Source organism: Duganella sp. SG902 (genome assembly GCF_013376005.1).
Lineage (GTDB): Bacteria > Pseudomonadota > Gammaproteobacteria > Burkholderiales > Burkholderiaceae_D > Rugamonas.
The window spans coordinates 331,718-358,365 of sequence record NZ_JABMJK010000005.1 but is presented as its reverse complement, the minus strand read 5'-3'; the positions used below and the strand labels follow the sequence as shown (position 1 = coordinate 358,365).

Sequence of the window (26,648 nt, the reverse complement as noted above, 5' to 3'; positions counted from 1 at the left end):
GGTTCATACTCAATCCATCACATCGCAAGGAGCCATCATGAAACAACGCAAATTGGGGAATCAGGGCTTGGTCGTTTCCGCGCAGGGCCTGGGTTGCATGGGCATGACGCATGCCTACGGACCGTCCGACCAGCAGGAAGCCATCGCCACCCTGCATCGCGCGCTGGAACTGGGCGTCAATTTCTTCGACACGGCCGAGGTCTACGGCCCGTATAACAATGAGGAATTGCTGGGCCGCGCTTTCGCTGGCCGCCGCGGCGAGGCGATCATCGCCACCAAGTTCGGTTTCGATATCCGCGATGGCGCCACGGTGGGCGTCACCAGCGATCCGGCGCGGATACGCGAGCACGTCGAAGGTTCGCTGCGCCGGCTGGGCACGGACTACATCGATCTGCTGTACCAGCACCGCATCGACCCCAAGGTGCCGATCGAGGAGGTGGTGGGCGTCATGGCCGATCTGGTGCGAGAAGGGAAAGTGCGATACCTGGGGCTGTCCGAGGCCGGGGTGGCGAACATCCGGCGGGCGCACGCGGTGCATCCGATCAGCGCGCTGCAAAGCGAGTATTCGCTGTGGGAGCGCAATCTGGAAGACGACATCATTCCCGTGTTGCGCGAACTCGGCATCGGACTGGTGCCGTTCAGCCCCTTGGGACGCGGCTTCCTGGCCGGCACCGCCAAGCGCGCCGAGGAATACCCGCCGGAGGACTTCCGCCATCAGGACCCGCGCATGCAGGGCGCGAACTTCGACGCCAACATGCAGGCGGCGCAGGCGGTGCGCGATCTGGCCGCCGCGCGCGGGCTGACGCCGGGGCAGGTGGCGCTGGCCTGGGTGATGCAACAGGGCGAGGACATCGTGCCCATCCCCGGCACCCGCCGCCGCGCCAATCTGGAGCAGAACGCCGCCGCCGTCGATATCGTGCTCAGCGCCGCCGAGATGACGGCACTGGAAAGCGCGCTGCAACAGGTGGCCGGCCCGCGCTACAGCCAGGAACGCATGGCGACGGTGGACCGCTAGCCTCTCCCTGTGCGGCTCAGCGGCGCTTGACTTGCTTGCGACAGTTGTCGCACAATAGTGGCAACAGTCGCACACGGGGCATCGCATGGCTATTTCCACATCCTTTACCGGCATTGATTTGCTGGCATTCCAGTTCCTGCTGGCCAGCCTGGGCTGCGTGGCCGCCGGGCTGGGGGTATGGGCCGTGACCGCGCTGGGCCGCCACTGGCTGCCCGGCATTGCCGCGCAGCGCACGGTGTGGCTGCTGGCCCAGTGCACCATCGCCGCCGCCTTCCTGCTGGTTCTGATGCCGCAGAGCGAGCGCTTGCATCTGCTGCCGCCGATCGATATCGAAAGCTTTAGCGCCGAACCAGCCGGCACCGCCGGCGCCGCCGGGCACGCCACCACCGACGGCGGCCGGCCAGCCAGCGCGCCCGACCAGGACCTCACCCCGCGCAATTACCTGGCATGGGCCGCGCAGACCTGGCTGCTGGTCTACGCGGCAGGATTGGGTCTGGCGCTGCGCCAGTTGCTGCACAGCCGGCGCGCACTGCAAGCGCTGGCCAACGCCGGCGACCGCACCGCCACCCGGCCGGTCGATACCATCGAAATCGACGCCCCCATCGCGCCCATGCTGTTTGGCCTGCTTCGTCCGCGCCTGCTGCTGCCGCGCCATCTGCACGGCTTCGCCGACGACCAGCGCGAGCTGATCGTTGAGCATGAACTGACCCACTGGCGCCGCCGCGACCTGCACTGGGCCGGCGCCGGCATCGTGCTGCAAACCCTGTTCTGGTTCAATCCCTTCATGCGTCTGCTGCGCCGGCAGCTGTCGTGGGCGCAGGAACTGGGCTGCGACCGCGACGTGCTGCACGGCCGTCCAGCGGCGCAGCGCAAAGCCTACGCGACGGCGCTGATCGCCCAACTCAAGCTGCAACAGGCCAGCATGCCGACCGCGCTCGCCTTCGGCAACGTCACGCCCGACAGCATGGCTGACCGCATCGCGCTGATCCGCGCGCCGTCGCGCCGCAACCGCTGGACCGGCATCGCCACTGCGGCCGGCCTGGCCGCGGTCTTGGGCGCCAGCCTGGCGCTGCAACCGTCGCTGGCGTCGCAAGCCAGCATGCAGCTGTCCTGCACCGCGCTGATGGACGCCGCCAGCGGCCAGCGCCTGCGCTACGAGGGTCAGTGCGAAGAGCAGGTCACGCCGGCTTCCACCTTCAACATCGTGGTCGCGCTGATGGGTTACGACAGCGGCGTTCTGATCAACGAACACACGCCGCTGCTGCCCTACAAGCCCAGCTACGCCAGCTGGAACAAGGAATGGCAGACCGACACCGACCCATCCAGCTGGATCGTCAACTCCACCGTGTGGTACGCGCAGCAGGTCACCGCGCGGCTGGGGCAGCAACGCTTCCAGCGCTACATCGACAGCTTCAACTACGGTAACCGCGACGTCTCGGGCGACGCCGGCAAACACAACGGCCTGACCCAGTCGTGGATCGGCTCTTCGCTGCAAATTTCGCCGGCCGGGCAGCTGGACTTCCTGCGCAAGATCGTCACGCGCCAGTTGCCGGTTTCGGACCAGGCCTACGAAATGACCAGCCGCATCCTGCATCCGCAAACACTGGCCAACGGCTGGACCATCTACGGCAAAACCGGCACCGCCTCGCCGGTGCAGGCCAATGGCCGCGACGACGAGAGCCGCCAGTACGGCTGGTACGTCGGCTGGGCCACCAAGGGCACACGCACCATCGTGTTCACCCGCATGACGCTGGACCAGCGGCAGCAGACCTACGCCGGCCCAAGGGCCAGGCAAAGCTTCCTGCGCGACGTGGCGTCACAACTCGATACGCTTTAGCCCACCAACCCAAGGAGCCAACTTGTCTACTCTGAGCCGCATGGCATTCGCCATCGCAGCGTGCTGCTGCACACCTATCGCCTACGCCGCCGACCTGCAAACGGTGGTCGACCAAGCCATCAAACCGATCATGCGGGAGTACGACGTGCCCGGCATCGCTGTCGCCGTCACGGTCAACGGCAAGCCGTCCTACTTCAGCTACGGCGTGGCGTCGAAGGAGAGCGGAACGCTGGTCAGCGAGAACACGCTGTTCGAACTGGGCTCGATCAGCAAGACCTTCACCGCCACCCTGGCCGCCTACGCGGTGGCCGAGGGCAAGCTGTCGCTGGACGATCATCCCAGCCGCTACATGCCGCAGCTGAAAGGACGCCCTGTGGATAAAGCCACGGTTCTCCACCTCGGCACCTACACCGCCGGCGGTTTTCCGCTGCAATTTCCAGACGCGGTGAAAAATGACGAGGCGGGGATGCTGGCTTACTTCCGCAACTGGAAGCCGAGAGCAGCGCCGGGCAAGCTGCGCGAGTATTCCAATCCGAGTCTTGGCTTGTTCGGCCATCTGGCCGCGCTGGCGCTGAAGGAGGATTTCGCCGAGGCCATGCAAAAGCATGTGATCTCGCCGCTTGGTTTGAACAACACCTACGTGCGCGTGCCGGAAAGCGCGATGCCGAACTACGCATGGGGCTACGACAAGGACAAGCCGGTGCGCACGCAGCCCGACCTGTTTTATGAGCAGACCTATGGCGTGCGTTCCACCAGCACCGACATGATCCGCTACGTACAGGCCAACATCGACCCGGATGCGCCTATGCGGCCGGTCATCGCCAGCACGCATATCGGCTACTTCCGTACCGGGCTGATGACGCAAGGTTTGGGTTGGGAGCAGTTTGCATACCCAACTTCGCTGGAACATCTGCTGGAAGGGAATTCGAGCGACATGTTCTTTAAGGGCAACGCCACCAAGCGCATCGCGCCGCAGGTGGAATCCGGCTTGTACGACAAAACCGGTTCCACACGGGGCTTTGGCGCGTATGTGCTGTTCGTGCCTGAGAAGAAAATCGGTGTGGTGATCCTGGCGAACCGCAATTATCCGATTCCTGCGCGCGTGAAGGCGGCGCATGCCATCCTGACGCAGTTGGAGAACTAAAGCACGCGCGTGTAGTGCTGGCGAACGTGAATGCGATCGCCGCAATCGAAGTGCCACCACTCGGTGTTGATGCCTTGCCAGCCGTTGTGCAGCATGGCGTCGCGCAGCAGGTGGCGGTTTTCGATGTGTTGTTGGCTTAGCTGACCGATCGCCAGCAGGCCTTCTTCCAGCGCGGGGTGCGAGAGTTCGCTCAGATCGTCGAAGCCGGTGCCCATGTCGAGTTCACGACCTTGCGCGTCCAGCAGCGTCAGGTCGAGCGCCATGCCGAAGGAGTGTATCGAGCCGCGTACCGGATCGGCGATGTAGGTCAGCAGATCGGTGCCTTGCAGGGCGGCCCAGAGTTGTTCCTGCACCCGCTGCGGGCGCAAGGCGTCCAGCACCAGCAGCTTGTATTCCGGCTTGCGCGCGGCCAGCCAGGCGACGGCATGCTCCAACGCGGCGGCGGCATCCTTGTGCAGCCAGCGGCAATCCAGCGGGGAATAGAGATCGCGGCCGACGAAGTTGTCGGCCGAGGCGTAGCGCAGGTCGACCGCGATGCCTGCGATGCTATCCAGCCGGCGGAAATCGGGATGGCCGGGAATCGCTTCGCAGGCAACGGTCGGCGCGCTCATGACGGTGCCGCGTCAGGGCGACTCGATGGGGACGCTGGCCGGTTCCGTCACCGGCGCTGGCACTGGCGCGGCCGGCACCGCGGGCACAGGACTGGTCAACACGTCCAGCATCGCGGCGGTTTCGGCGTCCGGCGTGCCGTCGTAAAGCGATGGGCGGTACTTGGTCTGGAACACCGAAATCACATTGCGCGTGGCCTGATCCAATTCGCCGTTCTGCGGCACCGCGTAGCCGATCTCCGCCAGCTTGCGCTGGAACCACGTCACATCCGGCATCTGCTCCTGCAGGCCCGGAAGGCGCGCCGCCACGCGGCTCGGTTCCGGCCACGGAATCAAGCCCGCATCCGCCAGCTGCTTCCACGGGAAGGCCGGCCCCGGGTCCTGCTTGCGCTGCGGCGCGATATCGTTATGCCCGAGGATATTCCCCATCGGGATATTGTGGCGCTTGACGATATCCTTCAACAGCAAAATCAGCTGATCGATCTGCGCCTGCGAGAACGGCGCGTACACGCGTCCCTGCGCGGTCTCCTTGAAGCCCGGATTCACGATCTCGATCCCGATCGACGCCGAATTGAGCTGGTTGTAAATCTTCCAGCTGCTCAGCCCAGCGTGATTCGACTGCCGCGACTCATCCACCAGCGTATAGAAGAACGGCGGCTCCGTATCCGTCAGCAGATAATGCGCGCTGACCTGCGTGCCATGCGCCAGCGTGTTGATGGAGCGCGGCAGATCGCTCACCGTGTAGTGCAGGATCACATACTTGACGCGGTCACTCTGCGCCTTCGCGGTCAGCGAGTGATCGAAGCGCGGCCCTTGCGGCGGCGCCACCGTGGCGCAGCCGGCCACCAGGGCGGTCAAAGCGAGGAGCGGAACAATTTTCATAAGCGTGTCAGCATCGGTTCAATGATGGGAGTGTAGAGCAATCCGCGCCGCCGCGTGGTGCGCCAGCATATGCCGCTGCTCCATCGATAGCTCGGCGGGCAGCGCCGCCCGCATGCTCTGCGCGATCAGGGGGTGCAGATGCGCCGCCCGTCCACCCAGCGCAATCGGCCGCGCGCCGTGGCGGCCCACCAGCGCCAGCGCGATTCGCGCCAGCTCGCCGCCGGCGCGTTCCAGGATGTCGCGCGCCACCGGATCGGTATCGGCGCTGGCGGCGACGGCCAGCGCCAGCCGCCCGATCGCGCCGCGATCCTGGCCATAGATGAACTGGCGCGACAGCGACCAATCGCTGCCGCCGACCTGCGCGAACACCGCGCGTGCCATGGCCGACTGCTGCCACACGCCGGGCTGTTCATCCTCCAGCCGCCAGATATGGCGCATGGCTTCGCGCGCGATCCAGAAGCCGCCGCCGCCGTCATCGAGCGTGACGCCGCGCCCACCGGCGCGGTGGAACTGGCCGTCCGCATCGATAAACGCGGCGATGGAGCCGGTGCCGGCGTACACCAGATAACCCTCGCCCGGCGCGAAACTGTCCAGATAGGCGATTTCCACATCGTTGCGCATGCCGACCGACGATGGCGCCAGCTTCAGCGCCTCCGCCAGCATCTGCGCGGCTTGCGTGCTGACGCCATCAAAGCCCGTCAGGCCGGCGCACACGCGCACCGGCCGGCCGGCGGCCAGCACCTGCGTCGCCAGCATGGCGAAGATGCCGCGCACCGCGTCGCGCCCGGCGGTGCTGCCCATCTGCGTGGCCGACATGCCGGCCACGCTGCCCTCGGCCACGATGGCGCCCGCCGCATCGGCCAGCGCCCAACGGGTTTGCGTGCCGCCGGCATCGATGCCCAGACCGAGATCGCTCATATCAGCTCCGTGTGTAGACGTTGATACGTTCACTTTCATTGCCAAGGCGGTCGACCGCGCTGACCACCACCGATTGCGCCGCGCCGCCCGCCGCGTCGTCGGCCAGCAGCAGCACCGGACGCGACGCCGGCGCCACCGCGAAGCGCCATTCGGCGCCGTAGCGCGACCAGATGGCGTAATGCGCCACAGGGCGGCCCGCGCCGGCCGACAGTTTCAAGGCCACGCCATTGCTCTCGCGCCGCGCGGCGGCTTGTGGCGCGGCCGGCGCCTCCGCCCCCAGCCACGGCGTGGCCGGCGTCAGCGCGGCGGTTTGATAGGCCTGCGACTTCAATTGATCGGCGATGCCCTTGCGGTTCTCCATCAGCGCCGCGATCGAGAAATGCAGGTGCCCGCGCACGCCGCTGCGGCTGCGCGTGACGCCGATCTGCTTGACGATTTCCTCCGGCGCGAAGGCCTTGGCGCTGTTGTCGATGCGGCTGGTGTACAAGCCCGGCCACACATGGCGCGCGCGCGTGTTCTGCGCCAGCCAGTAATCGAGCAGCACATCGAACGCCTGCGGCGCCTGCGACACCGGCCAATATAGCTGCGGCGCCAGGTAATCGAGCCAGCCATTGGCCAGCCACAGTTCCGCATCCGCATACAGCTTGTCGTACTGGCTGAAGCCCATGATGCCGGCGGGCCGGCGATCCGGACGGCCGATGCCGAACGGGCTGATGCCGAAGCGCACCCACGATTTCTCCTTGCGGATGCCGAGATACATGGCCTCGATCAGCGAGTTGACGTTCTGGCGCCGCCAGTGCGCGCGGTCCAGCGTGCCGCCGCCGAGCAGATAGCGCTGCCACGACGCCTGGTCCGGGAACTCCAGCTCCTGCTTGGCGCCCACGCCGCCGTCCAGCGCCACGCCTTCCGGGCCGGCCGCATTCGGCGTATCGATCGGATACGGATAGAAGTAGTCGTCGATGTGGACGCCGTCGATATCGTAGCGGCGCACCACGTCCAGCACCACATCCAGCGTGTGCTGCGAGGCGGCGGCTTCGCCCGGATCCATCCACAGATAGCGGCCGTACGGCTTGACCACCTCCGGCCGCGTGCGGCCGATGTGGTTGGCCGCCAGCGGCGACCTGGCCGTGGCATGGCGCGCGCGATACGGATTGAACCACGCATGCAGCTCCAGACCGCGCGCGTGCGCCTGCTCGATCCAGAACTGCAGCGGATCCCACGCCTGCGCCGGCGGGCGGCCCTGCTGGCCGGTCAGGAATTCCGACCATGGCTCCAGCGTGGACGGATAAATCGCATCCGCGCTCGGGCGCACCTGCAGCACGATGGCGTTCAGGTTCAGCGCCCTGGCGCGGTCGAGAATGGCGAGGGCCTCGGCCTGCTGCCTGGCCATGCCCAGATTGCTGCGGCTGGGCCAATCGATATTGGCCACCGTGGACACCCAGGCGGCGCGGAATTCGCGCGGCGCGGGTGGCGGCATGGAGGCGTTGACCACCGCCGGCGCCGCCGGCATGACCGGCGTCGATGCCGGCGAGCCCGCCGGCGCGGCGGGGCCGGCTTCCGGCGCGGGCGCCATCGGCGTACTGGAACACCCCTCAAGCAAGGCGGCGATGCCCGCCGCCACGCCGGCCGACAAGGTCAGCCGCTTCTTCGCATTAAAAACCAAAACCACTCTCCGAATCAGTCGAGATCGTATTGTAATAGCTATTGACGGCCGAATTCGGCCGGGATGCGCACCCGCGCGGCCATCGCAAACGCGGGCAGGGTGGAAACGCAGGCCCAGATGAAGAAGTTTTGATAACCCATCTGCTGCTGTATCCAGCCGCTGACCATGCCCGGCAACATCATGCCGAGGGCCATGAAGCCGGTGCAGAGCGCGTAATGGGCGGTCTTATGCTCGCCATCGGCCACCAGCACCATGTACAGCATGAAAGCGGCAAAGCCGAAGCCGTAGCCGAACTGCTCGACCGCAAGGCAGACCGCCACCAGCGCGAGATTATCCGGCAGCGCCGTGGCCAGATAGACAAACACCAGATCGGGCACGTGCATGATGAACACCATCGGCATCAGCGCGCGCTTGAGGCCGAAGCGCGACACCGTCACGCCGCCGGCCAGGCCGCCGATCACCAGCGCGCAGACGCCGATGGTGCCGTAGACCAGCCCGAAATCCGAGGTGCTCAGGCCCAGGCCGCCCTTGTCGCGCGGATCGAGCAGGAAGGGCGCCGCCATTTTCAGCAGCTGCGCCTCGCCGAGGCGGTACAGCAACAGGAAACCGAGCGTGGTGAGGATGGCCGGTTTCTGGAAAAAGCTGCGGAAGGTGTGCAGAAAATCCTGCCACAGCGCGCCGCCGCTGGCGTGGCTGTGGTCCGAGTCCGGGCGCGGCAAGATCACATGGTGATACGCGCACAGCCCGAGGTAGAACGCCGCCACCAGCGCGAACACCACCGACCACGCGTGCGCGGGATCGCCGGTCGACTTGATCAGTTCGCCGGCGATATACACCAGGCCGCCCTGGCCGCCGATCATCGCCAGCTTGTAAAACGCGCTGCGCACGCCGACAAAGGCCGCCTGCTGGTGTTGGGTGGGCAGGCCCAGCATGTAAAAACCATCGGAGGCGATATCGTGGGTGGCCGAGCTGAACGCCATCAGCCAGAAGATGACCAGGGTCCAGCGGAAGAACTCCGGCGCATGCAAGGTGAGCGCGACCGCCGCCAACCCGGCGCCGCCGACCAGCTGCATCAACACCGTCCAGCGCCGCTTGGTGCCGAACATCTCCACGATGGGCGACCACAGCGGCTTGACCACCCAGGGCAGGTACAGCCAGGCCGTATAAAACGCCAGGTCCGCGTTCGAGACGCCGAGATTCTTGTACATCACGGTCGAGAGCATCATCACGGCCACATAAGGCACGCCCTGCCCGAACGACACACTCGGCACCCACGCCCACGCACTACGTTCTCGCATATCCACACTCCGGGGTCAGGTCCGCCATTTCTACACAAGCTGAACTGTAACAGAGGCCTTACGGATCAGGTCGTGTAGAAATGGAGGACCTGACCCCGGATTATTGGAGGGCGGCGCGGACGTTGCCGTCATGCTGGTCGAGCAGGGCCTGGGCCTGGTCGGCGCCCTGGTTTTTCAGCAGCATGAGGATGGCGACCTTGACCTGGTGCTGGCATTGCTCCAGCGCGGCGCGCGCGGCGTCGGCGTCGGCGCCGGTCGCGTGCATGGTCAGGCGGACGGTGCGCTCGGTCAGCTTGGCGTTGGTCGCCTGCAGGTCGACCATCAGGTTGCCGTAGACTTTGTGCAGCCTCACCATCAAGGCCGTCGACAGGGTGTTCAGCACGATTTTCTGCGCGGTGCCGGCTTTCAGGCGGGTGCTGCCGGAGATGACTTCCGGCCCGGTGTCCAGCAGGATGCCGAGGTCGCAGCCGCCCAGCAATGGCGTGCCGGCGTTGTTGACGATGGCCACCGTCAGCGCGCCGATCGTGCGCGCCGCCTGCATCGCGCCCAGCACGTAGGGTGTGCCGCCCGAGGCCGCCACCAGCAGGATCACGTCGTTGTAGGCGGGATAGAGCAGCCGCAGGTCGGCGGCGCCCCGGCTGAGATCGTCCTCGGCGCCCTCGACCGCCTCGAACATCGCGCCCAGGCCGCCCGCCAGCAGGGCCACGGCCCGTTCGTGCGGCCAAGAGAACGTCGGATACAGCTCGGCGCTGTCCAGGATGCCCAGCCGGCCGGAGGTGCCGGCGCCGACGTAGATCAGCCGGCCGCCGGCGGCGATGCGCGGCGCCATCGCCGCCACCGCCGCGCTGATGCTGGCCGCGGCCGCCTTGACGGCGTGCGCCGCCTGCGCCTGGTCGTCGATCAACGCATCGACCAGGTCCTCCACCGGGTAAAGGTCCAGTTGCGTGTGCTGCGTGCTCGGCGTCTCGGTTTTCAGCATGGTTTAGTTGGCGCGGCGCATCTCCGCCACGAAGTCGTAGTGGTCGCTGTGGCAATAGGAATGGGTGAGCTCCATCGCCTCGCCCGATTCCAGGTAGGCGATGCGGGTGATGTACAGCAACGCCTGCCCCTCGGGCACCCCCAGCTGCTTGGCCAGCTCGGCCGACGCGTTCATGGCGCGGATGTGCTGCAGCGCGCGCGCGGGGGCCTTGTTGATGCCCTCCAGGTACTGGTACAGCGAGTTGCCGACCGCGTTCGGGTCGTTCAGCACGGTCTGCGGCAGCACCGACACCTCGTAGGCCATCACCACGTCGTCGGCCAGGCGCAGGCGCTCCAGCCGCGCCACCTTGGAATACGGCGACAGGCCCAGGCTCAGCTGTTCCTCCGGGGTCGGCGTGACGATCGCGCGCTTGAGCCAGCGCGAGCCGGGAATGTGGCCGCGCTGCTGCAGCTGTTCCGAAAAGCTGGTGAGGTTGGACAGCGGCTGCTCGATGCGCGGCGCGATATAGTTGCCCGATCCGCGCCGGCGCACCACCAGGCCCTGGTCGACCAGCTGGTCGATCGCCTTGCGCGCGGTGACCCGGGACACGTTCAACAGTTCCGACAGGGTCCGCTCGGACGGCAGCGCCTGGTCCACCTGGTAGCGGCCATTGAGGACATCGTCGCTTAATTTGCGGGCAATTTGCATGTACAACGGCGAACTGTCGTTGGCATCCGCCTTGAATTCAAAACTGGTCTGGCTCATTCAATTCTCCTCACGCCTCTAGTGTAATCCAAGGGCGGCGAAATGCCCGTATTTGGCGGATAATGCGGGGTTTGCACCACCAGCCCCGGCTGTTTCCGACCATGTCCAAGAAGTCCACCGCGCCCGCCGGCTGTCCCTGCGGCGGCCCCTCGCTCGCCACGTGTTGCGGCCCGTATATCGCCGGCACGGCCATCGCGCCCAGCGCCGAGGCGCTGATGCGCTCGCGCTATACCGCCTATGGCCAGCGCAACGAGCCCTACCTGCTGGCGACCTGGCACCCCAGCACCCGGCCGACCGAGCCCATCATGAGCGACGAGGAAAAGGTGCAATGGCTGGGACTTGAGGTAAAATCCGCTTTACGTTTACGTCAACGTAAAGCAGATGATGCCGATCTGACCACAGATACGGTGGAGTTTGTCGCCCGGTTCAAGATCAATGGCCGGGCGCAGCGCCTGCACGAGATCAGTAATTTTGTACGCGAACCGGCGGAAGGAGGAGACCTGCGCTGGTTTTACGTTGACGGTAGTTTTCCAGAATAAATGATTAATTCGGGGTCAGCTCTGACATTCGGACATCAGGGAACTTTTTTGAAATGGATTAGTTCCGCAATGTCCGAATGTCAGAGCTGACCCCGACGAGAAAAGGAAAAGCAATGCCGCAGATCGAAAGCAAGCTCAACCCTCGTAGCGAGGATTTCAAGGCCAACGCGGCCGCCATGCAGGCCGTGGTCGACGATTTACGCGACAAGGTCGCTAAGATCGCCCTCGGCGGCGGTGAGGCGGCCTCGGCCAAGCACGTCGCCCGCGGCAAGCTGTTGCCGCGCGACCGCGTGCAAATGCTGCTCGATCCCGGCACGCCGTTCCTCGAACTGTCGCAAATGGCCGCCTACGACATGTACGACGACGCCGCGCCCGCCGCCGGCATCATCACCGGCATCGGCCGCGTGGCCGGGCAGGAGTGCGTGATCGTCTGTAACGACGCCACCGTCAAGGGCGGCACCTATTATCCGATGACGGTCAAGAAGCACCTGCGCGCGCAGGAGATCGCCGACCAGAACAACCTGCCCTGCATCTATCTGGTGGACTCGGGCGGCGCCAACCTGCCCAACCAGGATGACGTGTTCCCCGACCGCGATCACTTCGGCCGCATCTTCTACAACCAGGCCAACCTGTCGGCCAAGGGCATTCCGCAAATCGCGGTGGTGATGGGCTCCTGCACCGCCGGCGGCGCCTATGTGCCGGCCATGAGCGACGAATCGATCATCGTCAAGGAGCAGGGCACCATCTTCCTCGGCGGCCCGCCGCTGGTGAAGGCGGCCACCGGCGAGGTGGTGACGGCGGAAGACCTGGGCGGCGGCGACGTGCACACGCGCCTGTCCGGCGTGGCCGATCATCTGGCGCAGAACGATTTGCATGCGTTGTCGCTCGCGCGCACCATCGTCTCGAATCTGAACCGCACCAAGCCGCAACAGGGCGCGTTGCGCGAGGCGGTGGAGCCGAAGTACGCGGCGCAAGAGCTATATGGCGTGATCCCGGTCGACACCCGCAAGCCTTTCGATGTGCGCGAGGTGATCGCCCGCATCGTCGACGGCAGCGAGTTCGATGAATTCAAGGCGCGCTACGGCACCACGCTGGTGTGCGGCTTCGCCCACATCTTCGGCATGAAGGTCGGCATCATCGCCAACAACGGCATCCTGTTCTCGGAGTCGGCGCTGAAGGGCACTCACTTCATCGAGCTGTGCGCGCAGCGCAAGATCCCGCTGGTGTTCCTGCAAAATATCACCGGCTTCATGGTCGGCCGCAAGTACGAGAACGAAGGCATCGCCCGCAACGGCGCCAAGATGGTGACCGCCGTGGCGACGGCCAAGGTGCCGAAGTTCACCGTCATCATTGGCGGCAGCTTCGGCGCCGGCAACTATGGCATGTGCGGCCGGGCGTTCTCGCCGCGCTTCATGTGGATGTGGCCCAACGCCCGCATCTCGGTGATGGGCGGCGACCAGGCGGCGTCCGTGCTGGCCACCGTCAAGCGCGATGGCATCGAAGCCAAGGGCGGCGCGTGGTCGGCCGAGGAGGAGGCCGCGTTCAAGCAGCCGATCAAGGAGCAGTACGAGCATCAGGGCCACCCCTACTACGCCACCGCGCGCCTGTGGGACGACGGCGTCATCGATCCGGCCGACACGCGCATGGTGCTGGGCCTCGGCCTGTCCGCCGCGCTGAACGCGGAAATCGAGGACACCAGGTTCGGCGTGTTCCGCATGTGAGGAGCGACGAGATGAACTACACCACCCTCACCATCGCCCGCGAAGGCCACGTCGCCACCGTCACGCTGAACCGTCCGGACGTGCGCAACGCTTTTAACGAAACCACCATCGCCGAGATTAAGCAGGCCTTCAGTGAACTAGGTGATGATGCCGACCTGCGCGCCATTGTGCTGGCGGCGAACGGACCGGCGTTCTGCGCCGGCGCCGATTTGAACTGGATGAAAAAAATGGCGGGCTACACGCACGCCGAAAACCATGCCGACGCTCTGCAACTGGCGGAGATGCTGCGCACCATCTACCTGTGTCCCAAGCCCGTGGTGGCCAGGGTGCAGGGCGATTGCTACGCCGGCGGCATGGGCCTCGTGGCCGCGTGCGACATCATCGTCGCGGTGGAGGAGGCCAATTTCTGCCTGAGCGAAGTGAAACTGGGGCTGATCCCCGCGACCATTTCGCCTTACGTGATCAAGGCCATGGGTGAAAACGCCTCGCGCCGCTACTTCCTCACCGCCGAGCGATTCGGCGCGCGGGAAGCGCTGCGCATCGGCTTTGCGCACGAAGTGGTTTCCGCCGACGCGCTGGATGCGAAGGTGGCGGAGATCGTCAAAGCGCTGGTCAACAACAGCCCGGACGCCGTCCACCAAGCCAAAGTGCTGGTGCGTGAGGTGGTCGGGCAGGTGGTCAACGACGCGCTGCTGGCCGAAACGGCCGAGCGCATCGCGCAAATCCGCGCCTCGGACCAAGGGCGCGAAGGTGTGGCTTCCTTCCTGGAGAAGAGAAAGCCAGCCTGGTTGAATTAATGGAGCAGTTTTGGAATTGAATAAACAAAGCGACTGGGTGGCGCGCAGCTTGCGAAGCGTGTGGCATCCGTGCACCCAGATGCAGCATCACGAAACAGTCCCGCTGATCCCGGTCAGCCGGGGCAAGGGCGCATGGCTGTACGACCATGACGGCCGCCGCTACCTCGACGCCATCAGCTCGTGGTGGGTGAACCTGTTCGGCCACGCCAACCCGCGCATCAACGCGGCGCTGAAGGACCAGCTGGACACGCTGGAACACGCCATGCTCGCCGGCTTCACGCATGAACCGGTGATCGAGCTGTCGGAGAAGCTGTCGGCGCTGACCGGACATGTGCTGGGCCACAGCTTTTACGCCAGCGATGGCGCCTCCGCCGTCGAAATCGCGCTCAAGATGAGCTTCCACTCGTGGCGCAACAATGGCCACGCGGACAAGCGGGAATTCGTCTGCCTCAAGGGCAGCTACCACGGCGAGACCATCGGCGCGCTGGCCGTGACCGATGTCGCGCTGTTCAAGGACGCCTACGGCCCGCTGTTGCGCGCCTCGCAAACCGTGATGTCGCCGGACGCCCGCGCTGCGCGAGAAGGCGAGACCGCGCAAGACGTGGCCCGCCGCGCCGCCGTCGACGTCGAACGCCTGTTCACGGAACGCGGCGACAAAATCGCCGCCATCATCATCGAGCCGCTGGTTCAATGCGCCACCGGCATGGCGATGCATGATCCGCTTTACCTGCAACTGGTGCGCGCCCTGTGCGACCAGCACAACGTACACCTGATCCTGGACGAAATCGCGGTCGGCTGCGGCCGCACCGGCACCTTCTTCGCCTGCGAACAAGCTGGCGTGTGGCCGGACTTCCTGTGCCTGTCGAAGGGCATCAGCGGCGGCTACCTGCCGCTGTCGCTGGTGATGACGCGCGACGAAATTTATCAGGCCTTCTACAGCGACGACGTCACGCGCGGTTTCCTGCATTCGCACTCCTACACCGGCAACCCGCTGGCCTGCCGCGCCGCCCTGGCGACGCTGCAAATCTTCGAAGAGGACGATGTGCTGAACGCCAACCGCGTGAAAGCCGAGCGGCTGACGCAAGCCCTGCAGCCGCTGGCGCGGCACGAACAAGTACGCCACTTCCGCCAGCGCGGCATGATCTGGGCCTTCGACGCCATCGACGCGCCGAAGGACTTCTCGCGCCGCTTCTTCGCCACCGCCACCGAGCATGAACTGCTGATGCGCCCCATCGGCGCCACCGTCTACATGATGCCGCCGTACATCCTCAGCGACGAGGAGATCGACGGCCTGGCCGCCAACACGCTGGCCGTGTTCAACCAAGTGATGGCGGGCTGACGATGGAACTGCTCAAACGCCTCAACCAGCAGTTGCAGGCGCTGGACGATCAACAGCTGATCCGCAAGCGCCGCACCGTCGATACGCCGTGCGGCCCGCGCGTGAGCGTGGACGGCCGCGAGCTGCTGGCCTTCTGCAGCAACGACTACCTCGGCCTCGCCAACCACCGCATGATCAAGCTCGCGCTGCAAGAGGGCGCGGCCATCTACGGCGTCGGCAGCGGCGCCTCGCACCTCATCAGCGGCCATGTGCGCGCCCATGCGATGCTGGAGGAGCGCCTGGCGCAATTCGTCGGCGCCCATCTGGAAGCGCCGCGCGCGATCAGCTTCTGCACCGGATACATGGCCAACCTGGCCGTCATCACCGGCCTCACCGCCGGTGACAAGCAAGCGGAGATCTTCTCGGAGCAGTTGAACCACGCCTCGCTGATCGACGGCGTGCGCCTGTCGCGCGTGAAAGCCCATGTGTATCCGCACGCCGACCTGCAAGCGCTGGAGGACCTGCTCAAAGCCAGCCAGGCCGACACCAAGGTGGTGGTCACCGACAGCGTGTTCAGCATGGACGGTAACCTCGCGCCGCTGCCGCAAATCCTGGCCCTGTGCGAACAGTACAACGCCTGGCTGGTGGTGGACGACGCCCATGGCTTCGGCACGCTGGGCGACAAGGGCCACGGCGCGCTGGAGCACTTCAACCTGCGCTCGCCCTACCTGGTCTACATGGGCACCCTCGGCAAGGCGGCCGGCGTGGGCGGCGCCTTCGTCGCCGCGCATGAAACCGTGATCGAGACACTGATCCAGAAAGCCCGTCCGTACATCTTCACCACCGCCACGCCGCCGGCGCTGGCGCACGCCCTGCTGACCAGCCTCGATCTGCTGGAAGGCGACGAAGGCGTCACGCGGCGCGCACATTTGCAGGCATTGGTGGCACAATTGGACGATGGCCTGCGCCTGGAGCGCTGGCGGCGCCTGCCCTCGAAGACGGCGATCCAGCCGGTCCTGATCGGCGATAATGCTGAAACCATGCGCGCCGGCGCGGCTTTGTACGAGCAAGGCCTGTGGGTCGGCGCGATCCGCCCGCCCACCGTGGCGCCCGGAACCGCGCGCCTGCGTGTCACGCTGTCGGCGGCACACAACAGCATGGACGTCGCAAAATTGATAGGCGCGCTCAATGCATTGGAAAAGGAGCTGAAATGAGCCTGGACGATCTTGTGTTAGCAGTCGCTCCACAAACGCAAGCGACGGCGGCGGCCAGCGGCGTGCCGCCGCGCTTCAACTGCTTTGTCACCGGCACCGATACCGAAATTGGCAAGACGCTGGTGTCGTCCGCCATGCTGCACGCGCTGGTGGAAAGCGGCGTGCGCGCCTGCGGCATGAAACCGGTGGCCGCCGGCGCGGAACTGGGCGCGGACGGCAAATGGCACAACGACGACTGCGACCGCCTGGCCGCCGCCGGCAATGTGCACCTGCTGCAGTCGATCACCACGCCATTCCTGCTAAAGGAGCCAGCCGCGCCGCACATCGCCGCCGAGCTGGAAGGCATCACCATTTCACCGGTGCCGATCCTGGCGGCCTACGTCGAGATCAACGCCGCTTCGGATGCGGTGGTGGTGGAGGGCGTGGGCGGCTTCCGTGTGCCGCTGAACGACGAATTCGACACCGCCGACCTGGCCGAGCAACTGGCGCTGCCGGTGGTGCTGGTGGTCGGGCTGCGCCTCGGCTGCATCAGCCACGCGCTGCTGACGGTGGAAGCGATTTTGTCGCGCGGCCTGAAGCTGGTCGGTTGGGTGGCAAACGAAACGCAGGACGACATGGCTTTTGCCGATGAAAACGTGGTAGCGCTGGAGCAGCGCATCCCCGCGCCATTCCTCGGCCGCGTGCCGCGCCTGGACGAGCCCACCGCCGAGGCGGCGGCCGAATATATCGATTTTACGCAGCTGCCCAACTGGCCGCTGCCAAACGCAATTTGAACGAAGAAGGAACCAAGATGTCCGAGAACACCCTGCAAGAACCAAAGGTCGTTTCACTGCACCGCCCGACCGCGCCGATCCAGCCTGCGGCGTCCACCTGGCCGCGCGAAGAAGTGCTGGCGTTGTTTGACCTGCCGTTCAACGACCTGCTGTTCAAGGCCCAGCAAGTCCACCGCGCCAACTTCCCGGATGGCGACGTGGAACTGGCCACGCTGTTGTCGATCAAGACCGGCGGCTGCGAGGAAGACTGCGGCTACTGCCCACAGGCGGCGCGCTACGACACCGGCGTGGAAGCCAAGAAGATCCTCGACATCGACACCGTGCTGGACGCGGCCAAACAGGCCAAGGACAACGGCGCGACCCGCTTCTGCATGGGCGCCGCATGGCGCAGTCCAAAAGACCGCGACATGGACAAGGTCGAAGAGATGGTGCGCTCGGTGAAGGCGCTGGGCCTGGAAACCTGCGCCACGCTGGGCATGCTGGAAGAGCATCAGGCGCAGCGTCTGAAGGACGCCGGCCTCGATTACTACAACCACAACCTGGACACCGCGCCCGAGTTCTACGACAACGTGATCTCGACCCGCGAGTACCAGGACCGCCTGGACACGCTGGGCCACGTGCGCGAAGCGGGCCTGAAGGTCTGCTGCGGCGGCATCGTCGGCATGGGCGAATCGCGCGAGCAGCGCGCCGGCCTGATCGCGCAGTTGGCAAACCTGAATCCGTATCCGGAATCGGTGCCGATCAACCACCTGGTGCAGGTGGAAGGCACGCCGCTGTATGGCCTGGATCCGCTGGATCCGTTCGAGTTCGTGCGCACCATCGCGATTGCGCGCATCACCATGCCGAAGGCGCGCGTGCGTCTGTCGGCGGGCCGCCGCCAGCTGGGCGAAGCGGTGCAGGCGATGTGCTTCCTGGCCGGCGCCAACTCGATCTTCTACGGCGACAAGCTGCTGACCACCGATAACCCGGAAGCCAATGACGACCGCGCGCTGCTGGAGAAACTGGGCTTGCGCACGCGCGGCGCAGTACTGGAATCGGTACAAAAAGAAAGCTGCGGCTGTTAACCCGTCGTTCCCGCGAAGGCGGGAACCCATGGAACGCTTAAACGCATGCTCAGCATGGACCGCAGCGGCGGACCGTCCCACCTTCGCGGGAATGACGTCGCGATTACAAAAAAACTTCCGGCCATAAGCCGCAAAGAGAGAGACGATGTTTACAAAAATTCTGATCGCCAATCGTGGTGAAATCGCCTGCCGTGTGGCCGCTACCGCTCGCCGCATGGGCATCAAGACCGTGGCCGTATACTCCGAAGCGGACGCCAACGCCCGGCACGTCGCCGTCTGCGACGAGGCGGTGCTGATCGGCCCTGCCGCCGCCAAGGACAGCTATCTCTGCGGCGACAAGATCATCGCCGTAGCCAAGGCCACCGGCGCGCAAGCCATCCACCCCGGCTACGGCTTCCTGTCGGAGAACGCCGAGTTCGCGGAAGCCTGCGCGGAAGCGGGCCTGGTATTCATTGGCCCGCCGGCATCGGCGATGCGCGCCATGGGTTCCAAGTCAGCCGCCAAACAGCTGATGGAAAAGGCCAACGTGCCGCTGGTGCCGGGCTATCACGGCGATCAGCAGGACGCGGACTTCCTGCACGGCGAAGCGGACCGCATCGGCTACCCGGTGCTGCTGAAGGCGTCGGCCGGCGGCGGCGGCAAGGGCATGCGCGTGGTGGAGAACTCGGCGCAGTTCAAGGATGCGCTGGCATCCTGCAAGCGCGAGGCGATTAGTTCTTTCGGTGACGACAAGGTGCTGGCGGAGAAATACCTCCAGCGTCCGCGCCACATTGAAATCCAGGTGTTTGCCGACACGCTGGGCAATTGCATCTATCTGTTCGAGCGCGATTGCTCGGTGCAGCGGCGCCACCAGAAAGTGCTCGAAGAAGCGCCGGCGCCGGGCATGCCGGCCGAGCGCCGCGCGGCGATGGGCGAGGCGGCGGTGGCCGCCGCGCGCGCCGTCGGCTACGTCGGCGCCGGCACGGTGGAGTTCATCGCCAATCAGGACGGCTCGTTCTACTTCATGGAGATGAACACCCGCCTGCAGGTCGAACATCCGGTCACCGAGATGATCACCGGGACCGACCTGGTGGAGTGGCAGCTGCGCGTGGCGGCCGGCGAGCCGCTGCCGAAGCAGCAGCACGAACTGGCCATCAACGGCCACGCCATCGAGGCGCGCATCTACGCGGAGAATCCTGAAAAAGGCTTCCTGCCGTCGATCGGCACCTTGCGCCATCTCGGCACGCCGGACGCGGTGGCGTTTGAACTGGGCGGCGCCGGCGTCACGCCAGCCGCCGTGCGCATCGACTCCGGCGTGCGCGAGGGCGATGCCATCTCGCCGTTCTACGACCCGATGATCGCGAAGCTGATCGTGTGGGGCGCGGACCGCAAGCAGGCGTTGGCCCGCATGGCGCAGGCGCTGTCGCAGTACCAGATCGTCGGCCTTGCCTCCAACATCGCCTTCCTGAAGCGTCTCGTTGAGGGCCAGGCCTTCGCCACCGCCGACCTGGACACCGGCCTGATCGAACGCAATCACGACACGCTGTTCCCACCCGCGCAGCCCGTGCCCGCCGGTGCGCTGGCCCTTGCCGCCGCCGCGCTGCTGGCCGGCGAGGCGCGCGCCGCCGCCCCGGCCAGCGCCAATCCCGCCGACCCGTGGAGCCACACCACCGGCTGGCGCCTGAACCAATCCTACGCCCGCAAACTCGCCTTCTCCGACGAGCACGCGGCCTACGACACCTATGTGAGCTACCGCGCCAATGATTGGCTGTTCAGCGCCGGCGCCGCCGCGCCGCAGATCCTGTCGCTGACGGCCCGCGATGGCGGCGACTACCGCATCAAGCTTGGCGACAGCGCCACGCACGGCACCGTCCTGCGCGACGACGACGTGTTCCACGTCTTCGCCAACGGCGCCCACCACCAGCTGGCCTGGAACGACCCCATGGCGCACGCCGGCGAAACCGAATCCGAAGGCGGCCGCCTCACCGCGCCGATGCCGGGCAAGGTGGTCGCCGTCCTCGCCGCCAAAGGACAGGAAGTGAAGAAGGGCGAGGCACTCGTCATCATGGAAGCGATGAAGATGGAACACACCATCGCCGCACCGTATGACGGCGTGGTCGACGACATCCTCTACAGCGTCGGCGACCAGGTGGCGGACGGCGCGCCGCTGCTCGCCTTCAAGGCCGCGTAAAGGAGCTCCCATGCGCATCTTGCTACACCGCGCCGACGGCAAAACCGAACCGTGGATCAAGGACTTCGCCAAGTACCTGCCGGAAGCCGAAATCGAAATCTGGCACGCCGGCGAAAAATGCCAGGCCTGCGACTACGCCGTGGTGTGGTCGCCGCCGGAGGCCATGCTGGCCGAACTGGCCACCGTGAAAGCCATCTTCGTCACCGGCGCCGGCGTGGACGCGCTGCTGAAGTTCGGCGATGCGCTGCCGCCGCATGTCCCCATCATCCGTCTTGAAGATGCCGGCATGGCGCTGCAGATGGCCGAATACGTCACGCACGCCGTGCTGCGCTACTTCCGCCGCTTCGACGAATACGAGGCGCAGGCGCGCGCCGGCCAGTGGGCGCCGCTGCCCCAGCACCACAAGGAGGATTTCGCCATCGGCGTGCTGGGCATGGGCGTGCTGGGCAAGCGCGTGCTGGAGGCGCTGGCGCCGTTCGGCTTCCCGTTGCGCGGCTGGAGCCGCACCGAGAAAAGCATGGCCGGCGTGCAGTGCTTCAGCGGCCCCGATGGACTGGACACCTTCCTGCGCGGCACCCGCGTGCTGGTGTGCATGCTGCCGCTGACGCCGGACACCAGCAACATCATGGACCGCACCAACATGAACAAGCTGCCGGAAGGCGCGTACATCATCAACGTCGCGCGCGGCGCGCACATCGCGGAACCGGATTTGCTCGCGCTGATCAAGTCCGGCCACATCGCCGCCGCCACGCTCGACGTGTTCCGCAACGAGCCGTTGCCGGCGCAGCATCCGTTCTGGCAGGAGCCGCGCATCACCATCACGCCGCACATCTCCGCGCTGACCTTGCGCCGCGAGAGCGTGCAGCAGATCGCCGCCAACATTCGCAAGACCGAAGCCGGCGAACGGGTCGCCGGCGTGGTCGACCGCACACTGGGATATTGAAATGAGCAGCTTACCGAAACAAGTCAAAATCGTTGAAGTCGGCCCGCGCGACGGCCTGCAAAATGAAAAGGAAAACGTCCCGGCCGAGATCAAGATCGAGCTGGTGAACCGCCTCACCAGCGCCGGCTTCCAGAACATCGAGGCGGCGGCCTTCGTGTCGCCGAAGTGGGTGCCGCAGATGGCCACCAGCGCCGAGGTGATGGCGGCGATCGAGCGCAAGCCGGGTGTGATCTATTCCGCGCTCACGCCCAACATGCAGGGCTTCGAGGCGGCGCTGGCGGCCAAGGCCGGCGAAGTGGTGATCTTCGGCTCCGCCTCGGAAGCCTTCTCGCAAAAGAACATCAACTGCTCGATCGCCGAATCGATCGCGCGCTTCGAAGGCGTGGCGAAGGCGGCCAGGGAGCACGGCATCCGCCTGCGCGGCAGCATCAGCTGCGCCTTCGGCTGTCCGTATCAGGGCGAGGTGCCGCTGGACGCGGTGGCCGACGTGGTGGGCCGCATGCGCGACCTGGGCTGCGATGAAATCGACATCGCCGACACCATCGGCGTGGCGACGCCGCGCAAGACGCAGGCGGTGATGGAGCGCGCCATCCGCGAATTCCGCGTGGACGGCTTGTCGGGCCACTTCCACGATACCTATGGCCAGGCGCTGGCCAACATCTACGGCAGCCTGGAGCTGGGCATTGCGATTTACCACTCGTCGGTATCGGGCCTGGGCGGCTGCCCGTATGCCAAGGGTGCGACCGGCAATGTCGCCACCGAGGATGTGCTGTACATGATGCAGGGGCTGGGCATCGAGACCGGCATCGACCTCGATATCGTGGTGGACGCGGGCCAGTTCATCTCGCAGTTCCTCAACCGCAAAGGCGCCAGCCGCGCCGGCAACGCCATCGCCGCCAAACGTGCCGCTTGATAACATAACAATCAAAATCCGGGTCAGGTCCTCATGCCGGTAAGTTAAGCCCTTTTCGACCACAAACTGATGAGCCGTCATTCCCGCCTGCGCGGGAATGACGGCCCTTAACTTAGCAATCCGGGGTCAGGTCCTCCATTTCTACACGGCCTCAGCTGCGCCACAGCTGAGGCCGTGTAGAAATGGAGGACCTGACCCCGGATTCACATCTGCCGGAACTGGCGGGTGTAGGCTTCGCTGATGGCGAGTTTTTCCGGCCGGCCTCGCAGGCGGATTTCCATCGCCGTGCCGTCGCGATCGATGCGCTCCACCGCTTCCAGATTGACGATGGCGCCGCGGTGGATTTGCGCGAACTGCGTGGGATCCAGCTGGCCGATCAGGCTTTTCAGCGGCAGGCGGATCAAGGCGTCGCCATCGTGCGTGACCACCCGCGTGTATTTGTCGTTGGACTGGAAATACAGCACATCGCGCACCATCACCAGCCGCACGGTGTTGCCGGCCGATGCCTTGATCCACTTCAGGTGCTGCACCGGCGCTGGCGCCAGCTGCCGCCATACGCCCGCCGGCACCGGCGCCACGCTGCGCGTCTTCAGGCGCTTCACCGTTTGCAGCAGCCGCGCCGCCGTCACCGGCTTGACGATGTAGTCCACCGCCCCCGCTTCAAATGCCTGCACCGCGTGCTCGGCGTAGGCCGTCACGAAGACGATCTGCGTCGCCTCCGCCACGTGCCGCGCGACGTCCATGCCGCTCAGGCCCGGGATCTGGATGTCGAGGAACACCACGTCCGGCTTGAGCGCTTCCAGCATCGACACCGCCTCCACACCATTTTCCGCGTGGCCGGCGATCTCCAGCTCCGGCCACAGCGCCTGCAGCTGGTCGCGCAGCTCGGCGGCCAGCAGCGGTTCGTCTTCCACGATCAAGGCGATCGTCATCCTTGCTCCTTGATGGTCAATGTGGCGACCACGCCGCCGTGTTCCCCGGCAGCGACCGACAGCGAGGCGCGCTCGCCGTACAGCAGCTGCAGGCGCTCGTGGATATTCGACAGGCCGAAGCCTTGGCCCATCTGCTCGGTCAGGCCGACGCCATCATCGCACACCCGCACCCGCAGGCCATCGCCATGCAGCGCGGCGGTGATGACGATTTCGCCGGCGCGGCTGGCGCGCTCCAGCCCATGCTTGACGGCGTTTTCCACCAGCGAGATCAGCATCGCCGGCGGGAAGGGCTGGGCCAGCGCCACCTCATCGGCCTGGATGTGGAAGCGCAGCCGCTGGCCCATGCGGATCTGCATGATGGACAGGTAATCGCGCACCAGCGCCAGCTCGCGTTCCAGCGTCGACGATACCGAGCGCATGTCGGGCAGGGCGTTCTGCAGGTAGCCGACCAGGTGGTCGAGCATTTGCTGCGCCATGTCGGCGTCGGTGCGGATCAGGTATTTGAGGTTGGCCAGGGTGTTGAACAGGAAGTGCGGCTCGACCTGCGCCTGCAAGGCGGACAGCTTGGCGTTCAGGGCCGCGCGCTCCAGTTCCTCCTCGCGCCTGATGGCGCGCAGGGCGCGGTCTTTTTGCTCGAACTGGGCGCGCAGATGCGCCGCCACCGTCTCCACCGCCTGCAAGGCGCCGCCGCGCTGGACCGCGAAGAAATCCATGCCGAAGCGGCGGCGGATGCGCACCTCGACCGGCTGGCCCGGTTCACCGGCCACCAGCACCTCGGTGCACTGCGTCAGCCACACCGGACGGCGCGGGCCGATCAGGATCTTGCCTTCGAACGGCGAGTAGCGGAACACGGCCGGTCCGCCATACCCCAGCGCCATGCCAACCGCCAGCCCGGAGAGGGTTTCGGTGCAGACGTTGTAGGTGGTCAGCGGGTCCAGCGGCGAGATCAACGTGCGGCGGGGCCGCGAGCTGATCATTTCCTCGGTCAGCGGGGTGCCGGCCTCGGACAGCTCTTTCAGGCGCGCCAGCGCCAGGTTGTTGCCGATGATCATAGGCACCAGCACCGGCCATACCACGCCAAAGAAGATGTTGATCCACGTCCAGCCGCCGGCGTGCAAGGCTGGGCGGTTCGGCAGGGAGAACAGGAATCCCAGCAGCACCACCAGGACGAGCACGCCGATGATGGCGACCGCCGCCCAATTGCGCAGCAGCGATTGCCAACGGTAACGCCACACCAGTCGCGGATCGTGCCTGACTTCGGCGGGCTTGAGGTAGAAGGGTGTCGTATTCATGTGGCCATTCTAGCGCTGGCGGGGTGCCGCGACGGCCCGTGCGACGAAGGGGCCAAAATCGGGAGTGAAAAGGAAAAAACCCCGTTTGACGTTGCCATCAAACAGGGTTTTTAGATTTTGGTCGGAGTACAAGGATTCGAACCTTGGACCCTCTGGTCCCAAACCAGATGCGCTACCGGGCTGCGCTACACTCCGAAGAAGCAAGATAATACAGCCTGGCGTGAAGGTCGTCAAGTGCCCGATCCACTTCGGTGCTATTATCTAAAGATCATGAGTGCGACAATTTCATTCGACAGGCCGGCCCGGCTGCGGCGTCCCGGCATCATCGCGGGGGTTGCCATCTCGCTGGCGCTGCACACCGTGTTGCTGTTCGGCTATCGACTTTCCAGCCCGCCCGCGCAGCAACAGCCGGCGCGGACGATGACGGTGTGGCTGCAGCCGCCGGCGCCGCCGAAAGTGGTGGCCAAGGTCGAGCCGCCGCCGCTCAGGCCGGAACCGCGGCGCAAGCGCGAGCCGGTCCGGGCCGCGCCGCCCGAGCGCGCCCCGGCGCCGGCGGCCATCGCGCAGCAGGCGCAGCCATCGCCCGCGACGCAGCCCATCACCGCGACGCCCGATCCGCTTTACCCGGATCAGCAACAGAAGAAGTTCAATATGGATGAAGCGCTGAAAACCGCGCGCAGCGTGGCGAAGGAGAAGGCCACCCCGGGCACGCTGGCGGCACAGCTGGAAGCCCATCCGCTGTCCCCTGAGGACCATCAGACCCAGCTGCAAAAAGGCGTCGCCAGCGCCAAGAAATATGACTGCCTGCAGGCCGGCGCGGGGGCAGGCCTGCTTGCCCCGCTGGTCTGGGCGTTCGACAAGCACTGCAAGTTTTAGCCCTTGAGCTCCAGCGCGCGGTCGTACAGCGCGTTCTTCTTGCGGCCGGTGATTTGCGCGGCCAGGCCGGCCGCCTGTTTGACAGGCAGTTCCGCCAGCAGGATTTGCAGCAAGCGGTCCGCCTCCACGTCGTTTTCGTCATCGGCCGGCGCGGCGCCTTCCAGCAGCACCACGAACTCGCCTTTTTCCCGGTGCGCGTCGGCCTTGATCCACGCTTCCGCCTCGGACAGCGGGCAGCGGTGGATTTCCTCGAACATCTTGGTCAGCTCGCGCGCGAACACCACTTGCCGGGTCGGCTCGAACACCGAGGCCAACGCGGCGGCGCAGTCCAGGATGCGGTGCGGCGCCTCGTAAAACACCATGGTGGCCGTCACCGCGCGCAGCGTGGCGAGGAAGTTTTCCCGCTGCCTGGCCTTGGCCGGCAGGAAACCGACAAAGTAAAACTGATCGTTCACCAGCCCGCTGGCGGACAAGGCCGTCACCGCCGCCGAGGCGCCCGGCAGCGGCAGCACGCGCAGTCCAGCCGCGCGCACCGCGTCCACGATGCGCGCGCCCGGATCGGACACCGCCGGCGTGCCGGCGTCCGAGACCAGCGCGATCCGCTCCCCAGCTTGCAATCGCGCAATCAAGGTTTCCGCCGCCTCACGCTCATTGTGCTGATGCGCGGCGATCAAGGGCTTGTGCAGGCCGAAGCGGTTCATCAAGGTGGCGGTATTGCGCGTGTCCTCGCATGCAACAGCATTGACCAAGCTCAAAACGTGCAGCGCGCGCAGGCTAATATCGGTCACATTCCCGATGGGGGTCGCCACGACGTACAAGGTTGCGCTAGGATAGGTCTGGTGCGCCGTTTCGCCCAGGACGGGCAGGCTGGCGATGGAACTGGATACGTGGTCGCTCATTGGAGGTAGGATGAAAAGTGTGAGGTTGACGCTGCTGTGCATGGCCGCCGCGGTGCTGAGTGCATGCAGCACGCCGTTTTGCGACGCGCCGGGAGGATTGTGCTCGCCC

24 protein-coding genes, 1 tRNA gene and 1 pseudogene are annotated in these 26,648 nt (G+C 65.8%); 15 read left to right on the top strand and 11 right to left on the bottom strand.

The features are described 5' to 3' along the window. Positions 1 to 37 precede the first annotated feature (37 nt). The 4 genes and pseudogenes from FHW83_RS13705 to ampC all read left to right on the top strand — a co-directional run bounded on the left by FHW83_RS13705 (position 38) and on the right by ampC (position 3,996). Positions 38 to 1,015: an aldo/keto reductase gene (locus FHW83_RS13705; RefSeq protein ID WP_176646900.1), complete on the top strand. Its 978-nt coding sequence runs from the start codon at positions 38 to 40 to the stop codon at positions 1,013 to 1,015. 85 nt (positions 1,016 to 1,100) lie between these two features. Further along, positions 1,101 to 1,988, top strand: a pseudogene (locus FHW83_RS30730) (M56 family metallopeptidase); the annotation flags it as partial. 66 nt (positions 1,989 to 2,054) lie between these two features. Then, a complete protein-coding gene (gene blaOXA / locus FHW83_RS30725) occupies positions 2,055 to 2,852 on the top strand; it encodes a class D beta-lactamase (RefSeq protein WP_229224185.1) in 798 nt (265 codons plus the stop codon). Positions 2,853 to 2,892: 40 nt separating this feature from the next. Beyond that, positions 2,893 to 3,996, top strand: coding sequence for a class C beta-lactamase (gene ampC, locus FHW83_RS13695; RefSeq protein WP_176647039.1), 1,104 nt, complete (start codon positions 2,893 to 2,895; stop codon positions 3,994 to 3,996). Here the strand turns inward: ampC and FHW83_RS13690 are convergent. The 7 genes from FHW83_RS13690 to FHW83_RS13660 all read right to left on the bottom strand — a co-directional run bounded on the left by FHW83_RS13690 (position 3,993) and on the right by FHW83_RS13660 (position 11,088). After that, on the bottom strand, positions 3,993 to 4,607 hold the full coding sequence (locus FHW83_RS13690; RefSeq protein WP_176646898.1) for a M15 family metallopeptidase: 615 nt from the start codon (positions 4,605 to 4,607) through the stop codon (positions 3,993 to 3,995). The two genes, ampC and FHW83_RS13690, sit on opposite strands and share 4 nt — an antisense overlap. Positions 4,608 to 4,619: 12 nt before the next feature. Further along, the gene (locus tag FHW83_RS13685; RefSeq protein WP_176646897.1) at positions 4,620 to 5,486 is read right to left on the bottom strand and encodes an N-acetylmuramoyl-L-alanine amidase; all 867 of its coding nucleotides are present in this window, start codon (positions 5,484 to 5,486) and stop codon (positions 4,620 to 4,622) included. An 18-nt stretch (positions 5,487 to 5,504) separates the two neighbouring features. Beyond that, complete coding sequence (locus FHW83_RS13680) at positions 5,505 to 6,404, bottom strand: N-acetylglucosamine kinase (protein ID WP_176646896.1); 900 nt, start codon at positions 6,402 to 6,404, stop codon at positions 5,505 to 5,507. Position 6,405: 1 nt separating this feature from the next. Then, the gene (locus tag FHW83_RS13675) at positions 6,406 to 8,073 is read right to left on the bottom strand and encodes a family 10 glycosylhydrolase (protein ID WP_176646895.1); all 1,668 of its coding nucleotides are present in this window, start codon (positions 8,071 to 8,073) and stop codon (positions 6,406 to 6,408) included. Between the two features lie 32 nt (positions 8,074 to 8,105). Further along, complete coding sequence (locus FHW83_RS13670) at positions 8,106 to 9,365, bottom strand: MFS transporter (RefSeq protein ID WP_176646894.1); 1,260 nt, start codon at positions 9,363 to 9,365, stop codon at positions 8,106 to 8,108. A 100-nt stretch (positions 9,366 to 9,465) separates the two neighbouring features. After that, positions 9,466 to 10,344 (bottom strand): N-acetylmuramic acid 6-phosphate etherase, encoded by an 879-nt coding sequence (locus FHW83_RS13665; protein WP_176646893.1) that lies wholly within the window; start codon positions 10,342 to 10,344, stop codon positions 9,466 to 9,468. A 3-nt stretch (positions 10,345 to 10,347) separates the two neighbouring features. Further along, positions 10,348 to 11,088, bottom strand: a complete 741-nt coding sequence (locus FHW83_RS13660) for a GntR family transcriptional regulator (RefSeq protein WP_176646892.1) — start codon at positions 11,086 to 11,088, stop codon at positions 10,348 to 10,350. A 101-nt stretch (positions 11,089 to 11,189) separates the two neighbouring features. On the opposite strand from FHW83_RS13660, the gene FHW83_RS13655 reads away from it, so the two are divergent. The 10 genes from FHW83_RS13655 to FHW83_RS13610 all read left to right on the top strand — a co-directional run bounded on the left by FHW83_RS13655 (position 11,190) and on the right by FHW83_RS13610 (position 22,540). Next, positions 11,190 to 11,627 carry a YchJ family protein gene (locus FHW83_RS13655; RefSeq protein ID WP_176646891.1) on the top strand — a complete coding sequence of 146 codons (438 nt, stop codon included), beginning with the start codon at positions 11,190 to 11,192 and terminating at the stop codon, positions 11,625 to 11,627. 113 nt (positions 11,628 to 11,740) lie between these two features. After that, complete coding sequence (locus FHW83_RS13650) at positions 11,741 to 13,348, top strand: carboxyl transferase domain-containing protein (RefSeq protein ID WP_176646890.1); 1,608 nt, start codon at positions 11,741 to 11,743, stop codon at positions 13,346 to 13,348. 11 nt (positions 13,349 to 13,359) lie between these two features. Continuing rightward, on the top strand, positions 13,360 to 14,145 hold the full coding sequence (locus tag FHW83_RS13645) for an enoyl-CoA hydratase/isomerase family protein (RefSeq protein ID WP_176646889.1): 786 nt from the start codon (positions 13,360 to 13,362) through the stop codon (positions 14,143 to 14,145). Between the two features lie 10 nt (positions 14,146 to 14,155). Then, positions 14,156 to 15,484: an adenosylmethionine--8-amino-7-oxononanoate transaminase gene (bioA, locus tag FHW83_RS13640; protein WP_176646888.1), complete on the top strand. Its 1,329-nt coding sequence runs from the start codon at positions 14,156 to 14,158 to the stop codon at positions 15,482 to 15,484. Positions 15,485 to 15,486: 2 nt separating this feature from the next. After that, complete coding sequence (gene bioF / locus FHW83_RS13635; RefSeq protein WP_176646887.1) at positions 15,487 to 16,677, top strand: 8-amino-7-oxononanoate synthase; 1,191 nt, start codon at positions 15,487 to 15,489, stop codon at positions 16,675 to 16,677. Beyond that, a complete protein-coding gene (gene bioD / locus FHW83_RS13630) occupies positions 16,674 to 17,450 on the top strand; it encodes a dethiobiotin synthase (protein ID WP_176646886.1) in 777 nt (258 codons plus the stop codon). Before bioF ends, bioD begins: the two co-directional genes overlap by 4 nt. Before the next feature lie 17 nt (positions 17,451 to 17,467). Beyond that, complete coding sequence (gene bioB / locus FHW83_RS13625) at positions 17,468 to 18,514, top strand: biotin synthase BioB (RefSeq protein ID WP_176646885.1); 1,047 nt, start codon at positions 17,468 to 17,470, stop codon at positions 18,512 to 18,514. 145 nt (positions 18,515 to 18,659) lie between these two features. Further along, entirely contained in the window at positions 18,660 to 20,684 is a 2,025-nt protein-coding gene (locus tag FHW83_RS13620; protein ID WP_176646884.1) for an acetyl/propionyl/methylcrotonyl-CoA carboxylase subunit alpha, read from the top strand. A gap of 10 nt (positions 20,685 to 20,694) precedes the next feature. Continuing rightward, on the top strand, positions 20,695 to 21,627 hold the full coding sequence (locus FHW83_RS13615; protein WP_176646883.1) for a glyoxylate/hydroxypyruvate reductase A: 933 nt from the start codon (positions 20,695 to 20,697) through the stop codon (positions 21,625 to 21,627). A gap of 1 nt (position 21,628) precedes the next feature. Then, on the top strand, positions 21,629 to 22,540 hold the full coding sequence (locus tag FHW83_RS13610; protein WP_176646882.1) for a hydroxymethylglutaryl-CoA lyase: 912 nt from the start codon (positions 21,629 to 21,631) through the stop codon (positions 22,538 to 22,540). 203 nt (positions 22,541 to 22,743) lie between these two features. Here FHW83_RS13610 and FHW83_RS13605 read toward each other — a convergent pair whose 3' ends face one another. The 3 genes from FHW83_RS13605 to FHW83_RS13595 all read right to left on the bottom strand — a co-directional run bounded on the left by FHW83_RS13605 (position 22,744) and on the right by FHW83_RS13595 (position 24,959). Next, a complete protein-coding gene (locus tag FHW83_RS13605) occupies positions 22,744 to 23,472 on the bottom strand; it encodes a LytTR family DNA-binding domain-containing protein (RefSeq protein WP_176646881.1) in 729 nt (242 codons plus the stop codon). After that, complete coding sequence (locus tag FHW83_RS13600) at positions 23,469 to 24,764, bottom strand: sensor histidine kinase (RefSeq protein ID WP_176646880.1); 1,296 nt, start codon at positions 24,762 to 24,764, stop codon at positions 23,469 to 23,471. The genes FHW83_RS13605 and FHW83_RS13600 overlap by 4 nt, the downstream gene beginning before the upstream one ends. Positions 24,765 to 24,882: 118 nt before the next feature. Continuing rightward, a tRNA-Pro gene (locus FHW83_RS13595) sits at positions 24,883 to 24,959 on the bottom strand. Positions 24,960 to 25,034: 75 nt separating this feature from the next. Here FHW83_RS13595 and FHW83_RS13590 point away from each other — a divergent pair. Further along, positions 25,035 to 25,640: a hypothetical protein gene (locus tag FHW83_RS13590; protein ID WP_176646879.1), complete on the top strand. Its 606-nt coding sequence runs from the start codon at positions 25,035 to 25,037 to the stop codon at positions 25,638 to 25,640. Here the strand turns inward: FHW83_RS13590 and rsmI are convergent. Continuing rightward, complete coding sequence (rsmI, locus tag FHW83_RS13585; protein WP_176646878.1) at positions 25,637 to 26,539, bottom strand: 16S rRNA (cytidine(1402)-2'-O)-methyltransferase; 903 nt, start codon at positions 26,537 to 26,539, stop codon at positions 25,637 to 25,639. The genes FHW83_RS13590 and rsmI overlap by 4 nt on opposite strands. Positions 26,540 to 26,648 lie beyond the last annotated feature (109 nt).

Bases quoted from the DNA above. Each gene is read 5' to 3' on its own strand.
- FHW83_RS13705 (WP_176646900.1), top strand. From the start codon at position 38: ATGAAACAACGCAAATTGGGGAATCAGGGCTTGGTCGTTTCCGCGCAG.
- ampC (WP_176647039.1), top strand. From the start codon at position 2,893: ATGGCATTCGCCATCGCAGCGTGCTGCTGCACACCTATCGCCTACGCC.
- FHW83_RS13690 (WP_176646898.1), bottom strand. From the start codon at position 4,607: ATGAGCGCGCCGACCGTTGCCTGCGAAGCGATTCCCGGCCATCCCGAT.
- FHW83_RS13685 (WP_176646897.1), bottom strand. From the start codon at position 5,486: ATGAAAATTGTTCCGCTCCTCGCTTTGACCGCCCTGGTGGCCGGCTGC.
- FHW83_RS13680 (WP_176646896.1), bottom strand. From the start codon at position 6,404: ATGAGCGATCTCGGTCTGGGCATCGATGCCGGCGGCACGCAAACCCGT.
- FHW83_RS13670 (WP_176646894.1), bottom strand. From the start codon at position 9,365: ATGCGAGAACGTAGTGCGTGGGCGTGGGTGCCGAGTGTGTCGTTCGGG.
- FHW83_RS13665 (WP_176646893.1), bottom strand. From the start codon at position 10,344: ATGCTGAAAACCGAGACGCCGAGCACGCAGCACACGCAACTGGACCTT.
- FHW83_RS13660 (WP_176646892.1), bottom strand. From the start codon at position 11,088: ATGAGCCAGACCAGTTTTGAATTCAAGGCGGATGCCAACGACAGTTCG.
- FHW83_RS13655 (WP_176646891.1), top strand. From the start codon at position 11,190: ATGTCCAAGAAGTCCACCGCGCCCGCCGGCTGTCCCTGCGGCGGCCCC.
- FHW83_RS13650 (WP_176646890.1), top strand. From the start codon at position 11,741: ATGCCGCAGATCGAAAGCAAGCTCAACCCTCGTAGCGAGGATTTCAAG.
- FHW83_RS13645 (WP_176646889.1), top strand. From the start codon at position 13,360: ATGAACTACACCACCCTCACCATCGCCCGCGAAGGCCACGTCGCCACC.
- bioF (WP_176646887.1), top strand. From the start codon at position 15,487: ATGGAACTGCTCAAACGCCTCAACCAGCAGTTGCAGGCGCTGGACGAT.
- bioD (WP_176646886.1), top strand. From the start codon at position 16,674: ATGAGCCTGGACGATCTTGTGTTAGCAGTCGCTCCACAAACGCAAGCG.
- bioB (WP_176646885.1), top strand. From the start codon at position 17,468: ATGTCCGAGAACACCCTGCAAGAACCAAAGGTCGTTTCACTGCACCGC.
- FHW83_RS13620 (WP_176646884.1), top strand. From the start codon at position 18,660: ATGTTTACAAAAATTCTGATCGCCAATCGTGGTGAAATCGCCTGCCGT.
- FHW83_RS13615 (WP_176646883.1), top strand. From the start codon at position 20,695: ATGCGCATCTTGCTACACCGCGCCGACGGCAAAACCGAACCGTGGATC.
- FHW83_RS13610 (WP_176646882.1), top strand. From the start codon at position 21,629: ATGAGCAGCTTACCGAAACAAGTCAAAATCGTTGAAGTCGGCCCGCGC.
- FHW83_RS13605 (WP_176646881.1), bottom strand. From the start codon at position 23,472: ATGACGATCGCCTTGATCGTGGAAGACGAACCGCTGCTGGCCGCCGAG.
- FHW83_RS13600 (WP_176646880.1), bottom strand. From the start codon at position 24,764: ATGAATACGACACCCTTCTACCTCAAGCCCGCCGAAGTCAGGCACGAT.
- FHW83_RS13590 (WP_176646879.1), top strand. From the start codon at position 25,035: ATGAGTGCGACAATTTCATTCGACAGGCCGGCCCGGCTGCGGCGTCCC.
- rsmI (WP_176646878.1), bottom strand. From the start codon at position 26,539: ATGAGCGACCACGTATCCAGTTCCATCGCCAGCCTGCCCGTCCTGGGC.